The sequence below is a fragment of the Streptomyces sp. NPDC048434 genome (assembly GCF_043200375.1).
Lineage (GTDB): Bacteria > Actinomycetota > Actinomycetes > Streptomycetales > Streptomycetaceae > Streptomyces.
In genome coordinates, this window is the sequence record NZ_JBICXQ010000014.1 from 64,380 (window position 1) to 78,416 (window position 14,037).

Genomic DNA, 14,037 nt, shown 5'->3' on the forward strand with positions numbered 1-14,037 from the left:
CGGTAGTGATAGCAGTACTATCGATACCGTAAGTTACGGACAGCGGATGAGGACACCCCCGGAGCCACAGCCGCCCCTTGAGTGTCGCCGCCCCCGAGCGCATTCCCACTGGTCTTGCGCGCAATCCAATAATTTTCCGGAAGATGCGGTGAAGCCCTTCGCGGCGTGGTGCGAGGCGGCCGGGCTCACCCCGGTGTGCCCGGTCCGATACCCACGGTGAGGGCGCGGGATCGCGCCACCCCCCGCACATGTGGCGAACGGAACACCGAGCGCGCCCGTGGCGGACAGCAGACATCCCGGCGCCACGCCCGAGGCGGCCTCCCACCCGGCGCAGGCGTGGGCCGGCACCGCAACGCCGTGGTCCGGCGGGGCCAGGGGCCCCGGACCACGGCGCTCGGTGCGCCCTCAGGACTACGGCCTCAGGGCGCGCAGCAGCAGGTCCGCCAGATGGTCAGCGACCTGCTGCGGGCTGAGCGGCCCGTCCTCGCGGTACCAGGTCCCCAGGTGGTGCACGGAGCCGAAGTGGTAGTCCACGACCAGGTCGGCGGGGATGTCGGCGGCGAACACGCCGGTGCGCTGGCCCTCCTCGACCAGGGCCCGGAACTGCTCGTGGTAGCGGCGCCGCTCCGCGCGCACCTGCTTGTCCTTCTCCGGACTGAGGTGGTGCATCGAGCGGAAGAAGATCTTGGTGTCGTCGAGGTTCGCGATGGTGGTGACGACCACATCGGCGGCGGCGTCGCGCAGTCTCTTCTCCACCGGCTCTTCGGCGCCCGCGAACTGGTCGAGCCGCTCCTGCTGGAGCCGCAGGACCCGGCCGTAGACCTCGTGGAGCAGATCCTCCTTGGAGCCGAAGTAGTGGTAGAGGGCGCCCTTGGTGACGCCCGCCGCATCGACGATCTCCTGGACGGAGGTGCGGTCATACCCCTGCTCGGCGAAGAGCCTCGTGGCGGTGGCCAGCAGCCGCTGGGCCACCGGCTTCGCACCACCGTTGCCGTTGCCGTCCTTCGTGCCGGCCATCGCCCTCACCTGTCCTTCGTGCCTAGTCATGCGCGGTGGCGCAGCTCCCGTCGGAGGATCTTGCCACTCGTGGTCTTCGGAAGCTCGGCCAGGATCTCCACCACACGGGGATATTTGTACGCGGCGAGCCGTGCCTTGCAGTAAGCGGCCAGCTCGGCGGGGTCCGGGGCGGTGCCGGGGCGCAGGCTGACATAGGCCTTGACCGACTCGCCGCGGTAGGCGTCGGGCACCCCGACGACCGCCGCCTCGCGCACCGCCGGGTGGCTGTAGAGGACGTCCTCGACCTCCCGCGGCCACACCTTGAAGCCGGAAGCGTTGATCATGTCCTTCTTGCGGTCGACGACGTACAGCCAGCCGTTGGCGTCCATGAAGCCGATGTCGCCGGTACGCAGCTCGCCGTCCGGGATGGCCTCGGCGGTGGCGTCGGGGCGGCGCCAGTAGCCGGGGACGACCTGGGGGCCGCGGACCGCTATCTCGCCCTGCTCGCCGAACGGCAGGTCCTGGCCGTTCTCGTCGGTGATCCGGACGACGGTGTCGGGGCCGGGCACGCCCACGGCGAGCGTGCCGGAGACCTTGTCGACCGGTGCCTGTTTGCCGGGCGGGACGCTGGCACAGGGGGCGGTGCACTCCGTCAGGCCGTAACCGTTGTGGAGGTAGGGGCCGAAGTCGGTGCGGAACTTCTCGACGAGGGCGGGCGGCAGCGGGGCGCCGCCCGAGGACATGGTCCGGAAGGACGCGAAGTGGTCGCGGGTGACGCCGGGGTGGGACATCAGCGCCATGTAGGCGGTGGAGGGCCCGACCGTATAGGCGGGGCGGTGCTCCACGAAGGCGTCCAGGACGACGCCCGCGTCGAAGCGGTAGGAGAGCGCGAGGGTGCCGGAGTTGGCGACACAGGCCGCCAGTTCGCAGACCATGCCGGTGATGTGGAAGAGCGGGGCGAGCGCGAAGTAGGTGGCGCCTTCGGGCAGGCCCAGGCCGGTGCGCTGGCGTTCCGCGTTGTAGGTGATGTTGCCGTGGGTGTTGGTGGCGCCCTTGGGGGTGCCGCTGGTGCCGGAGGTGTAGCTGATCAGCGCGAGGTCGTCGGCGGTGAGCTCGGGGTCGGCCGGCACCGCGCGGATCCGTCCCGCGGTGCGGGCGACGGTCAGCAGATCGTCGGCGCCCTCCTGCGGCCCGAGCCGTTCACCGCGCAGCACCCGCCGGTCGTCACGGGTCTGCAGGTCCCGTTCCCAGGCGGTGAGCGCGAGCCGTACGGACGGCGCCTCGGCGGCGGTGGCGCGCAGAAAGCCGTCCCAGGTGCGGTCGGCGCAGATGACGGCGGTGACCTCGGCGTCGTCCAGGATGTGCCGCATCTCGCCGGACTTGTACATGGGGTTGACCGGCACCACCACGCCGCCGGCCTTCCACACGCCGAGCAGTGCGAGCACGAAGTGCGGGGTGTTCTGCAGCATCACCGCGGCCCGCTCGCCGCGCCGGAAGCCGCGCTCGGCTAGGTGGGCGGCGATGCCGTCGGAGAGCGCATCGGTCTCGGCGTAGGACAGCCGGCCGTCGAAGTAGGCGAGCGCCGTACGGTCGGGGACCCGGCCCACCGCGGCCCGGAAGGCGTGCAGCATCGAGGGGGGCGGCTGGACGGGGGCGCGCTGGGCGTCGTTGAGCTGTGCCAGCCACGGCATGTCCTGGTAGGAGGTCATCGGGGTGCGGCCCTTTCTTCCTGATCGCCTGATCATCCCTGCGGGGGAAACACCTGGGTGACGCGGGGTGACGCGCCGGGCCCGAACCGGCCCGTCACCCGGCTCTGCCAGGGCGGGTCCGCACCGTCCCGCCGGGCTCGCGGCCCCGGCGGGACGGTGCGGCCACGCCCTAGGAGCGGCCCTCGGCCTGCTCCAACTTCCGCTGGAGGTGGTTCATACCGCCGAGCCAGCGGTCGGGGTCCGCCGCCCGCGCGGTGTAGTAGTCCGCGACCTCCGGGTGCGGCAGGACGAGGAAGCGGCCCTCCGCCATCGCGGCGAAGAGCGCCTCGGCGACGTCCTCGGGTTCCACGGCCGTCGGCGTCAGCACCAGGTCCCCGGCGGCACCGGTGGCGGCCAGCATGTCGGTGCGGACGCCCTGCGGGCAGATCGCGTGGACGTCGATGCCGCGGTGCCGGTAGGTCAGCGAGAGCCACTCGGCGAAGGCGTAGGCGCCGTGCTTGGTGACGCTGTACGGGGCCGCGGCGACCATGGTGAGCAGGCCCGCGGCGGACACCGTGGAGATGAAGCGCCCGCTGCCGCGCTCCAGCCACTCCGGCACCAGCTCGCGCGCGGCGCGGACGTGTGCCATGACGTTGACGTCCCAGGCCAGCGTCCAGTCCTCGTCAGACGCCTCGGGCCCGCCGCCGGTGCCGACCCCGGCGTTGGCGCAGAAGATGTCGATGCCGCCGCCGAGTGCTTCCCGCGCGGCCGGGACGACGGCGGAGGCGTCGCCGGCGAGAGCGATCGCCCCGATCTCCCCGGCGGTCTTCGCCGCCTTGGCCTCGTCCAGATCGTTGACCACGACCCGGGCGCCCTCGGCGGCGAACCGGCGGGCCAACGCGGCGCCGATCCCCCCGCCCGCCCCGGTCACGACAACGGTCTTGTCCCGTACGGCTTCCACGCTGGGTCTCCCTCGGTCGCGTCGATTCGGCTGACAGGCAGACTAACCAGTCGGTATGTCCTGGCGGAAGAGCCCGTTGCCGTACCGGCCAAGTCCGTTCCGCCACACCCCCGAGCGCGTTAGCGTGCACACGACACGGACCCGGTCGTTTCCCTGATCACGGAGGTGTGCGGATGGCTCTGTCGAGACGCGTTCTGCTCGGGCGGCTGGCGGCGACCGGAGCGGCCGGTGCGACGCCGGCCGCGGGCACGGGACCCGCCCGGGCGGCACGGCCGGCGCACGGCGGCGGGCGGCGGGTGCACACCGGCTTCGACCGGCTCTCCGCCGACGGCTACCGCCTCCTGGACGGCCGCAAGGCCGGCATCGTCACCAACCCCACCGGCGTCACTCAGGACCTGCGGCACATCGTGGATGTGATGCACGCCGACGACCGGGTGCGGCTGACCGCCGTCTTCGGCCCCGAGCACGGCTTCCGCGGCACCGCACAGGCCGGCGGCTCCGAGGGCCGCTACGACGATCCGGCCACCGGACTGCCGGTCTACGACACGTACAACAAGAGCGGCAGGGAACTCGCCGACATCTTCAGTGCCTCCGGTGTGGACACCGTCGTCTTCGACATCCAGGACGTGGGCGCGCGCTTCTACACCTACATCTGGACGCTGTACGACTGCATGGTCGCGGCGGCGCTCGCCGGCAAGCGCTTTCTGGTCCTCGACCGGCCCAATCCGGTCACCGGCCGCTCGGCCACCGGCCCGGTGCTCGACAAGGCGTATGCCTCCTTCGTCGGCCGGGAGCCGATCGCGCAGGCGCACGGGATGACGGTGACGGAGCTGGCGCTGCTGTTCAACGGCGAGTTCGTGCCGCAGACGGCCGGGCGCCCGGTGGAGCTGGAGACCGTCCGGATGACCGGCTGGCGGCGCACCGACTTCTACGACGCCACCGGCCTGCCCTGGGTGCCGCCGAGCCCCAACATGCCCACGCCCGACACCGCCCTGGTCTACTCCGGCACCTGCCTCTTCGAGGGCACCAACCTCTCCGAGGGGCGCGGCACCACCCGCCCCTTCGAGCTGCTGGGCGCGGACGGCATCGACCGGCGGTGGGCCGCTGCCGCCGCGGAACTGGGCCTGCCCGGCGTCCACTTCAGGGAGGCCTACTTCGCCCCCACCTTCTCCAAGTTCCAGGGCAAGACGATCGGCGGCGTCCAGCTGCACGTCCATGACCGCGAGGCGTTCGACCCGGTACGCACCGGCATCGGCCTCCTGGTGACCGCGAAGCGGGTCTGGAGCGGCTTCGCCTGGCGGCCGGACAACGGCATCGACCGGCTGACCGGTTCGTCGACCGTACGGAGGATGACCGACGCGGGGGCCGGGCCGGACGAGATCGCCGCCGCCTGGCAGGAGCACCTCGCCCGCTTCCGTGCCGTCCGGCGGCGGTATCTGCGCTACCCGTAAGGGTGTTGGGCCGGTGCCGGTCCGGGCCTGTCTCGGTCTCAGGAACCGAGACAGGCCATTTCGCCTATTGACTGGCCCCTACACCGAGCCGGAAAGTGCGCTGGTGAGCAGCGACGCGACAGCAGCACAGACATCAGCGCCCTCGCCGGTGAAGACGACCGGGCAGGGCGACGGCGGCGAGAGCCTGCGCCGGGTGGCGGTGGCCTCGTTCATCGGGACGGCCATCGAGTTCTACGACTTCTACATCTACGGGACGGCCGCCGCGCTCGTCCTCAACCAGGCGTTCTTCCCGACGCTCAACCCGGTCAACGCCACCCTCGCGTCCTTCTCCACCTACGCGGTGGCGTTCGCCGCGCGGCCGCTCGGATCGGTGATCTTCGGCCATTTCGGCGACCGGGTGGGCCGCAAGTCGGTCCTGGTCGCCTCGCTGCTGCTGATGGGGCTGTCGACGGCGTGCGTCGGGCTGCTCCCGGGCTATGGCACCTGGGGCGTCTGGGCGCCGCTGCTGCTGCTCGTGCTGCGCTTCCTGCAGGGCATCGGCCTGGGCGGTGAATGGGGCGGGGCCGCGCTGCTCGCCGTCGAGCATGCGCCGCGCAAGCGCCGTGGGCTGTATGCGGCCTTCCCGCAACTCGGCCCTTCCGTGGGGTTCTTCGCGGCGACCGGGGTGTTCTGGCTGCTGTCGGCCGTGCTCGATGATGCGGCGTTCCGCTCGTGGGGCTGGCGGGTGCCGTTCCTGCTGTCGTTCCTGCTGGTCGGTGTGGGGCTGTTCGTACGGCTGAAGATCAGTGAGACGCCGGTGTTCGCAAAGGTGCTGGACGCCCAGGAGGCCGGCAAGGTCCCCGCCGTCGAGGTGCTGCGCCGGCACCCGCGCGAACTCCTGCTGGGTGCGGGCGGCATGATCGTCGCGTACGGCCTCTTCTACACCGCCACGACCTACTGCCTCTCCTACGCCACGGCCGCCCTCGGTATCTCCCGCAACACCATGCTGGGGCTCTCCCTCGTCGCCTGCCTCTTCCTGGCGGCCGGTACCTGGCTCGCCGCCACCCGCTCCGACAGCGCCGGGCGCCGCAAGCTGATCCTCGCCGGGAGCGGCCTTGCGGTGGTGTGGGGGCTGGTGCTCTTCCCCCTGCTGGACACCGGACAGCCGGTGCTGATCGCCCTCGGCATCGGTGGTGCGCTGTTCTGCATGGGGGTGGTGTACGGCCCGATGGGCGCCTACCTGCCGGAGCTGTTCGGCGCGACGGTGCGGTACTCGGGCGCCTCGCTGGCCTACAACCTGGGCGGCGTCCTGGGCGGCGCGGTGGCTCCGCTGGTCGCCACCCGGCTCCAGGCGGTGTACGGCTCGGCCTCGGTGGGCTGGTACGTCAGCGCGATGGCGGTCATCTCACTGCTGTGCGTACTGGCGCTGCCGGAGACCCGGGAGCGGGAACTGGTCTGAGGTGCCGGTGGCACTGCGCGCTCACGAGCTCAGCCACCATCGGCCGCTCTCCCGGGAGAGCGCGTTCCACAGGAGGTTGAGGGGGTGTCCTGGGGTGTAGGAGTCCCGCTCCCCGCGGCGGGTGAAGACGCCGACGAGCACCTCGGTCCGGGGGCCCACCTCCCCGACGATCTCCAGCGTGCGCAGCCCGCCGGCCTCCGGGAGGCGGCCGTCCGCGGCTGCCTCCCCGATGCCGCGGGTGACCAGCATCGCCCCGCTCACCACTCCCGACCGCAGCAGTTCGAAGCCGTAGTGCGCGGCCTCGATCTCGGCCGCGACGGTCAGCTTCTGCCGGTATTCGGGGCCGTACCAGGAGGTCAGGAACCGGCCGATCAGACCGCGCGCCGAGATGACCAGCGGCAGCCGGGACAGGTCGCGGGCGCGGAAGGAGGTGCCGGGGAGCCGTTCCTGCGGCAGGTTCGTCAGCAGGGAGAGCCCGCTGCGCCGCCATTCCATGACCTCGTACGGAGCCAGCAGTTCCGCTTCGTCGCTTTCGGTGACCACGACGCTGCCGCAGACCAGGTCGAGTTCCTTGGAGCGCAGTTTGGCGAAGAGATCGCCGGTGCGGACATGGGTGACCTTCAGATCGACGTCGTCGCGCTCGTAGTCCTCGGTGACGCGTTCCACCGCGTCCAGCAGAAAGCCGAGGGTGTAGCGGGTGGTGCCGACGGACAGCGTCCGGCCGAGCCGGCGGCGGGCGTCGTACACACCGTCCGACCACTCCCCCAGCGTGCGCCGCGCCATCTCGACCAGCGCCTCGCCGGTCGCCGTGAACAGGGCGTCCCTCCCCCGTCCTTGCTTGAGGACCAGCTCCTCGCCGCACAGTGTGGCGAAGGTGCGGTTCATGGTGTCCAGCTGCTTTTGCACACTGGACTGCTCGCGGCCCAGCCGGCGCGCGGCGCCCAGCGCGGTCCCCGCCTCGTGGACGACGATCAGCGTGCGCAGCTGGTCCATGGTGGTATCCAGCAGCTCCTTCGGGTACTGCTGCGGACCTGACAAGGCCATCCGCCCCTACTCGCTTTCCCATCCCCTGGAATTCAGGACTGTGCAGCATAACCCCTGGGGAAATCCCGCCCCGAGGACGGCCGGAACCATCTGGGATTTATTGCGGAATTGGCCGGATGCATACGCGTAATCCCCGAAAAGGCCGTGCCCCGCCCGGAATTACCGCCTCCGGAAAGGACTGCGCACAGGCCCCGGGCGCGCGCCCGGGGCCTGCTGTTGGTGCGTACGGTCCGCCCGTTGCGTGGCGTCCGGTCCGCCGGTCACCTGAGGCGTCCGGTCCGCCGGTTACTGAGCCGTCCGGTCCGCCGGTCCCACCGCGGAACCGCTCCGCCCGGTTCCGCTACCGGTGAGTTGGGAATTCCACGACCTGCTGATAGGTCGGCCGGTTCTGCCAGCTGATGGTGTCGTGGGTCAGACCGCCCACCGCGCGGTGGATGATCGCATCCGCACACCACTGGTCGCCGGCCTTGCAGCTGTCGTCGCCCGGGTAGACCTGCTCGGCCGTCTTCCCGCTCGCCTGCTGGAGCGTGGCCAGCAAGGTGTCGCGGCAGGCGGACAGTTCACCGTTGCCGCAGTACGGCTGCGCGAGCGGACCCGCCACCTTGTCGCCGAGCACCGCACGCAGATCCTTGTCCGCATAGCTCCACCAGCCGTACTGGAACGCCGATCCGGCATGCGCCCCGGTCGGGCCGTGACCGGCCGACGGGGATTCGTCGATGGCGAGATTGGCCCGCACTGCGTCATAGAGGTCGCCGCCGAGGCCCGGCTTGAAGACGGCCTCGGTCATCAGCGGCCACCAGGCGTCCATGAGGCGTACGGCGTCCGGGTGGGTGTAGGTGTGCGAGCCCGCGGCGGTCTCCCGGCGCTGGGCGCCGTCCGCGCGCCAGGCCTCCAGCTGCTGGACCGCGGTCTTCAGCTTCGGGTCGGTGACGGGCTTGCTGTTGAGGACCCGCAGGAGTTCGGGCAGCACGTCCTCGCCGCGCAGATCGGTGACGGCGGCCTCGGACATGGCGCGGGTCAGCGACGCCCGGGTCACCCCGCCGTCCTTGGTCAGTGCGCGCACCCGGTCGTCCAGCAGATTGCCGCGGTGCACCGAGCCGTTGCCGAAGCCGGCCGAGTCGTAGTCCTTGGCCTGCTTGTTGTTCCACGAGATGTAGTAGTCCTGGTCCACCGACTGCGGATGCTGGTCGGGCGGGGTGTAGTCGGTGGTGTTGGTGGCCGGGTCGTAGCCCTTCCACTCGTAGGCGTCGTCCGCCTTGACGGGCAGTGAGGGATCGACGTCGGGGTTGCGGACCGGGTTGAGGCCGCTGTTGTAGAACGCGATGTCACGGGAGTCGGCGTAGAACCAGTTGAAGGCGTAGCCGATGTGCTCGGCGGCCTTCTGGAACGTCTTGGCGTCGCGTACGTAGGACGGGTCGTTGAACATCTGGAAGCCGATGATCGAGTCGGCCTCGTGGCGGTAGGTGGAGCGCTGTGCGGTGTAGGCGACGGGCTTGCCGTCGACGGTGGCGCGGTGGGTGACGGTCCCGTACTTCGTCCGGAAGACCTGCATCCGGTAGGAGCCGGCCGCCGTCGGGTCGGCGACGGTGGGCTTCCAGGAGTTGGTGTGCTCCAGTTTCTCCATGGGGAGGCAGGAGCCGCGGTAGCGGTAGGAGGTGGAGTCCTTGGTGGGCGCGGAGCCGTCCGCGTTGCACAGCTCCACGGCATAGGTGTCGGTGATGTCCTGGCCGGCGGAGGTGGCGCTCCAGGCATAGTCCTGGCCGCGGCCGAGCTGGATGTACATCCCGACGCCCGCGAAGGAGGCACCGCGGGCGCTGATGCCGGGCCCCTGGATCTCCTGGAGCATCAGCAGCTGGGGCGCGAAGTAGCCGGTCTGCGGGCCGAAGACGGCGACGGGGTGGCCACTCGCGGTGTGCTTGCCGGAGACCAGCAGGGCGTTGGACATCCCGCGGCGCTGGGTGGGGTCGAAGCTCCCCTTGGGCAGCACCCCGTCCTTGAAGAGGCCTTCCAGCTTCTGGTACTTCTTCGGCGCCTTGACCGGGTCCCGGGGCGGCGTCCCGCTCTTGACGGTGGCTGCGCCGGTGCGGTCGAAGACCAGCGGCTCCGGGGTGACCGAGCCGCGGTCGGGCAGCGCCGTGCCCTTGGCTCTGGCCGGTTTGACGGCGTACGGGAAGCTGCTGCCGTCGTGCACCGTCTTGGCGGCCTCGGGGTCGTTGCGCTCCCGGAAGGACTCCCAGACCTCGGTGCCCTTCTCGACGCCGTACTTCTGCTGGGCGGAGAGCAGCGCGAGGGCGGAGGGGACCTCGCCGCCTCCGCCGTTGCCGAAGAGACCACCGACCACAGAGGCGAGGGCTATCAGGTCGGTGAGCTTGAAGGGCTGGATCTCACCGGCGTTCGTAATGGCGTCGACATGGCCGGTGAGGACGTACTCACCGGGGAAGTAGCGGCCGTTCTTGGACTGTTCGCGATAGGCGTTGATGCCGTCGACATAGGCCTGGGCGTCATCCATGGCCAGTTTGCCGCGCTCGCCGTTGGCGTCGCGGATGTTGTCGACCTGGGACTGCAGATCGGCTTCGGTGTACGGCGCCTGCGGCCAGAACTGCTGCTCCAGGCCCTGGTTGGCGAGCGCCCCGCCGGCGAAGGAGGTCAGCTCGCCGCGGCCGATGTGGCGGAAGAGGTCCATCAGCCAGAGCCGGTCCTGACCCGCGGCGTAACCGGCGCCGTATTCGGTGCCGTAGCGGGTGGTGCCCTTGATGTGCGGCACACCGGTCTTCTTGTCCCGGGTGATGGTCACGTCGCTGCGGGGCGTGGTGACCTTGCCGACCTGGTCCTGGGGCACGCCGAAGGAGGCGTCGTTGAAGAACTGGGTGAGGGTGTCGTCGGTGAGCGACTGATAGCCGCTCGCCAGCGCGCCGTACGGGGCGAGTTGGTCGGTGGAGTGCTCGGGATGGGTGCCGAACAGCTTGTTGCCGAGGATCTCCATCAGGGTGGCGTTGCCGGTGGCGCCGGGCGGCAGGATGTCAGCGCACCGGCCCTGGCAGTAGTCGTTGGCGTCGTTCGGTGCGGCGGCCACGGCCGCGGTGGGGGGCGGTGCCAAGAACGTGGCACCCAAGGCGAACAGGGCCGCCGCGGCGGCAGCCCTGAGCCTTCCGGTACGTCGTCGCATTCCTGCTCCTCGATGGGGGTCCCCCCTGCTCGTGAAGAGCTTGGGGAAGGGTGGGCGGGACGTTACCGGCGGTTATCCACGGCCGGAAGATGAACAACAGTCAACTTTTGCTCTTCCGCCGGAGATTCCGCCAAGGCCGCCGCGCCGCTTCGGAACACCACCCCGGAACACCACCCCGGAGCGCACCCCCAAAACCGCAAGAAAGTTCGATGGATCCAGTCGGTGATCGGCTACGTCCCATCCCCGTCCAGTCGGATCCTCCCCACGGAGGTGGGATGAAATGGCCGGTTTCAGAGCCCTCGCAGAACAGGTCCGCAATCCACGACTCGTCGCGGCTCAGCGACGCACCGCCCTGCGCAAGTGCCTTGAACGCTTCGCCCCTTACGGGCACCGGGCGACCTGGCACCATCTGTGCACCCGGGCCGGTATCGCGACCCAGGACCGCGATCCGGATCCGGAGCGGCTGGTAGCCGCACTGACCGAGCTGGAAGAGGCCCGTACTCTCTGGCTCGCGTACGAGGAGGAGTTCGCCGCCCGGCGCCGCAAGGAGAAGCACGACGGCATCCGGCAGCCCGGCGCCATCGACGAATGGCACCGGCGGACCTGGGGCGGCTGTGACATCGTGCCGTGCGAGTCACCGCAACGGCACCCCGCGGCCCGCCTCGCGGTGGTGCTGCGCAACATGATCGTGGCGATGGAGACGGGGCTGCCGCGCCGGGATTGCCCGGTGTGCGGCGGCACCCGCTTCGCCTGGCTCCCGGAGTCGGTGGACGCCCCGGCACCCGGGCCGGCCTGCCGGCAGTGCGGGGTGCTGGCCCCGGTGTCCGTGCTGACGCACGAGGCGCTGACCGCAGCGGGCCGGGTGCACGGGCCGGGGGCGTTCGCGGCGGCCTGACCGGCGCCGGGGAGCGGCCGGGCGCCGCCGCACACCCAAAACGGACGGGATCAGGGCCGCTGTCAGACCCTGCTGTCATCATCGGAACATGCTTCAGGTCTGTCTCAACGGCGCCCGGACGGCGGCCGATTCCGGAGCGGTGCCGATGTCGCCGGCCGCCCTCGCCGATGCCGCGCGGCAGGCGGTGGCGGCCGGTGCCGAGGAAGTCCACGTCCATCCCAAGACCCCGTGCGGCCGGGATTCGCTTGCGCCGCGCGTGGTGGCCGCCGCCCTGGAGGCGATCCGGGCGGTGGTGGCGGTCCCGGTCGGGGTGACGACCGGCGCCTGGGCCGAGCCGGATCCCGTACGCCGGGCGGAGCGGATCAGATCGTGGACGGCGCTGCCCGACCACGCCTCGGTGAACTGGCACGAGCCGGGCGCCGAGACCGTCGCCGCGGCCCTGCTGGAGCGTGGCATCGGCATCGAGGCCGGCCTCTGGTCGGGGACGGACGGCGCGGAGCGGTTCGCCCGCTCGCCGCTCGCCTCCCGGGTGCTGCGGGTGCTGGCCGAGGTGACCGACACCGACGCCGGGTCCGCGCCGGCCACCGCGCGCGCCCTGCTGACCGCCGTGGCCGGCGCCGCGCCCGGCCGCCCGGTGCTGCTGCACGGGGAGGACGGCGGGGCCTGGCCGGTGCTGCGGCTGGCCGGCGAACTGGGCCTGGCCACCCGGATCGGCATCGAGGACACCCTCCTGCTGCCCGACGGCCGGCCGGCCGCCTCCAACGCCCAACTGGTCGCCGCCGCAACGTCTTCGGCACATGGTCTTCCGGGACGGTGACGTGCGAGGTACGTTCCGCCGCATGCGCGCGCTCGCCCGTTCCCGCACCGTCGCCCCTCCGGGATGGAGCCGATGGCTCGTCCCGCCCGCCGCCCTGTCCATCCATCTCGCCATCGGACAGGCCTATGCCTGGAGCGTGTTCAAACCGCCCCTGGAGTCCTCCCTCCAGCTGACCGGGACGGCCTCCGCTCTCCCCTTCCAGCTCGCCATCGTGATGCTGGGCCTGTCCGCCGCATTCGGCGGCACCGTCGTCGAACGCAACGGCCCCCGCTGGGCGATGTGCGTCTCGGCGGTCTGCTTCGTCACCGGGTTCCTGGTCGCCGCCCTCGGCGCGGCCACCGGCCAGTATTGGCTGGTCGTCCTCGGTTACGGCGTCATCGGCGGCATCGGCCTGGGCATCGGCTACATCTCCCCGGTCTCCACCCTCATCAAGTGGTTCCCCGACCGGCCCGGGATGGCCACCGGCATCGCCATCATGGGCTTCGGCGGGGGCGCCCTGATCGCCTCCCCCTGGTCCACCCAACTCCTCGGCTCCCTCGGCTCGGACGCCTCCGGCATCGCGCAGACCTTCCTGGTCATGGGCCTGGTCTACGCCGTCTTCATGACCCTGGGGGTGCTGCTGGTGCGGGTCCCCGCCGACGACTGGCAGCCGCCCGCCGCACCGCCCGCGGGGGCCTCGGCGGCCCGCCCGCTCGTCACCACCGCACAGGTCTCGGCCCGCAGCGCGCTGCGCACCCCGCAGTTCTGGTGCCTGTGGGTCATCCTCTGCATGAATGTCACGGCGGGCATCGGCATCCTGGAGAAGGCCGCCCCGATGATCTCTGACTTCTTCGCGCACACCGCGGCGCCGGTGAGCGCCCCGGCGGCGGCCGGATTCGTCGGCATGCTCTCGCTGGCCAACATGCTCGGCCGGATCGTCTGGTCCTCCACCTCCGACCTGGTCGGCCGCAAGAACATCTACCGGCTCTACCTCGGCGCCGGCGCCCTGATGTATCTGCTGATCGCGCTGGCCGGCGACTCCTCCAAACCGCTGTTCATCGCCTGCGCGATGGTGATCCTGTCCTTCTACGGCGGCGGATTCGCCACCATCCCGGCGTATTTGAAGGATCTGTTCGGCAGTTACCAGGTCGGCGCGATCCACGGCCGGCTGCTGACGGCCTGGTCCACGGCCGGCGTCCTCGGCCCGCTGATCGTCAACGCCATCGCCGACGGGGAGAAGTCCGCCGGCCACAGCGGCCCGGACCTCTACAGCACCTCGTTCTTCATCATGATCGGCCTGCTGGTGGTGGGCTTCGTCGCCAACGAACTGGTCCGCCCCGTGCACCCGCGGCACCATCAACCGCCCGCGCCCGGCGGGCAGTCCGCGGCCGAACCCGCCGCCCCGAAGGGAGCTGAGCAGTGACCACCCACCGCGCCCTCCTGTTCGTCCTCGTCTGGCTCTGGGTGGGCATCCCGTTCATATACGGCCTTTACGAGCTGACCCTCAAACTGAAACAACTGTTCATGGGCTGACCGCCCCCACCGGCATCGCGCCGGGCCGGCGTCGGCCCTCCCGCCCGTACGGCACCAGGGCCGTACGGG

10 protein-coding genes are annotated in these 14,037 nt (G+C 71.0%); 5 read left to right on the forward strand and 5 right to left on the reverse strand.

Annotated elements, in window-relative coordinates; translation table 11 throughout:
* Positions 1-411 precede the first annotated feature (411 nt).
* The 3 genes from ACGFWI_RS18255 to ACGFWI_RS18265 form a co-directional block, all read right to left on the reverse strand.
* A complete protein-coding gene (locus ACGFWI_RS18255; protein ID WP_393906979.1) occupies positions 412-1,017 on the reverse strand; it encodes a TetR/AcrR family transcriptional regulator in 606 nt (201 codons plus the stop codon).
* A gap of 26 nt (positions 1,018-1,043) precedes the next feature.
* Positions 1,044-2,705 carry a class I adenylate-forming enzyme family protein gene (locus ACGFWI_RS18260; RefSeq protein WP_393906980.1) on the reverse strand — a complete coding sequence of 554 codons (1,662 nt, stop codon included), beginning with the start codon at positions 2,703-2,705 and terminating at the stop codon, positions 1,044-1,046.
* A 169-nt stretch (positions 2,706-2,874) separates the two neighbouring features.
* Entirely contained in the window at positions 2,875-3,645 is a 771-nt protein-coding gene (locus ACGFWI_RS18265; RefSeq protein ID WP_393906981.1) for an SDR family oxidoreductase, read from the reverse strand.
* A gap of 173 nt (positions 3,646-3,818) precedes the next feature.
* Between ACGFWI_RS18265 and ACGFWI_RS18270 the strand changes: the two genes are divergently transcribed.
* Together ACGFWI_RS18270 and ACGFWI_RS18275 are read left to right on the forward strand one after the other, a co-directional pair.
* On the forward strand, positions 3,819-5,096 hold the full coding sequence (locus ACGFWI_RS18270) for an exo-beta-N-acetylmuramidase NamZ domain-containing protein (RefSeq protein ID WP_393906982.1): 1,278 nt from the start codon (positions 3,819-3,821) through the stop codon (positions 5,094-5,096).
* A gap of 148 nt (positions 5,097-5,244) precedes the next feature.
* Positions 5,245-6,534, forward strand: a complete 1,290-nt coding sequence (locus tag ACGFWI_RS18275; protein WP_393907096.1) for an MFS transporter — start codon at positions 5,245-5,247, stop codon at positions 6,532-6,534.
* 21 nt (positions 6,535-6,555) lie between these two features.
* Here the strand turns inward: ACGFWI_RS18275 and ACGFWI_RS18280 are convergent, their stop codons facing one another.
* Positions 6,556-7,578: a LysR family transcriptional regulator gene (locus ACGFWI_RS18280; protein ID WP_393906983.1), complete on the reverse strand. Its 1,023-nt coding sequence runs from the start codon at positions 7,576-7,578 to the stop codon at positions 6,556-6,558.
* A 340-nt stretch (positions 7,579-7,918) separates the two neighbouring features.
* Positions 7,919-10,744, reverse strand: coding sequence for a penicillin acylase family protein (locus ACGFWI_RS18285; protein WP_393906984.1), 2,826 nt, complete (start codon positions 10,742-10,744; stop codon positions 7,919-7,921).
* A gap of 280 nt (positions 10,745-11,024) precedes the next feature.
* Between ACGFWI_RS18285 and ACGFWI_RS18290 the strand changes: the two genes are divergently transcribed.
* The 3 genes from ACGFWI_RS18290 to ACGFWI_RS18300 all read left to right on the forward strand — a co-directional run bounded on the left by ACGFWI_RS18290 (position 11,025) and on the right by ACGFWI_RS18300 (position 13,858).
* Positions 11,025-11,639, forward strand: a complete 615-nt coding sequence (locus ACGFWI_RS18290; protein ID WP_393906985.1) for a hypothetical protein — start codon at positions 11,025-11,027, stop codon at positions 11,637-11,639.
* An 88-nt stretch (positions 11,640-11,727) separates the two neighbouring features.
* Positions 11,728-12,456, forward strand: a complete 729-nt coding sequence (locus ACGFWI_RS18295; protein ID WP_393906986.1) for a 3-keto-5-aminohexanoate cleavage protein — start codon at positions 11,728-11,730, stop codon at positions 12,454-12,456.
* A gap of 22 nt (positions 12,457-12,478) precedes the next feature.
* Complete coding sequence (locus ACGFWI_RS18300; RefSeq protein WP_393906987.1) at positions 12,479-13,858, forward strand: OFA family MFS transporter; 1,380 nt, start codon at positions 12,479-12,481, stop codon at positions 13,856-13,858.
* Positions 13,859-14,037 lie beyond the last annotated feature (179 nt).

What these genes read in the sequence shown, in the direction of transcription:
- ACGFWI_RS18255 (WP_393906979.1), bottom strand. Translation starts at nt 1,017, where the DNA reads ATGGCCGGCACGAAGGACGGCAACGGCAACGGTGGTGCGAAGCCGGTG.
- ACGFWI_RS18260 (WP_393906980.1), bottom strand. Translation starts at nt 2,705, where the DNA reads ATGACCTCCTACCAGGACATGCCGTGGCTGGCACAGCTCAACGACGCC.
- ACGFWI_RS18270 (WP_393906982.1), top strand. Translation starts at nt 3,819, where the DNA reads ATGGCTCTGTCGAGACGCGTTCTGCTCGGGCGGCTGGCGGCGACCGGA.
- ACGFWI_RS18280 (WP_393906983.1), bottom strand. Translation starts at nt 7,578, where the DNA reads ATGGCCTTGTCAGGTCCGCAGCAGTACCCGAAGGAGCTGCTGGATACC.
- ACGFWI_RS18285 (WP_393906984.1), bottom strand. Translation starts at nt 10,744, where the DNA reads ATGCGACGACGTACCGGAAGGCTCAGGGCTGCCGCCGCGGCGGCCCTG.
- ACGFWI_RS18290 (WP_393906985.1), top strand. Translation starts at nt 11,025, where the DNA reads ATGGCCGGTTTCAGAGCCCTCGCAGAACAGGTCCGCAATCCACGACTC.
- ACGFWI_RS18295 (WP_393906986.1), top strand. Translation starts at nt 11,728, where the DNA reads ATGCTTCAGGTCTGTCTCAACGGCGCCCGGACGGCGGCCGATTCCGGA.
- ACGFWI_RS18300 (WP_393906987.1), top strand. Translation starts at nt 12,479, where the DNA reads ATGCGCGCGCTCGCCCGTTCCCGCACCGTCGCCCCTCCGGGATGGAGC.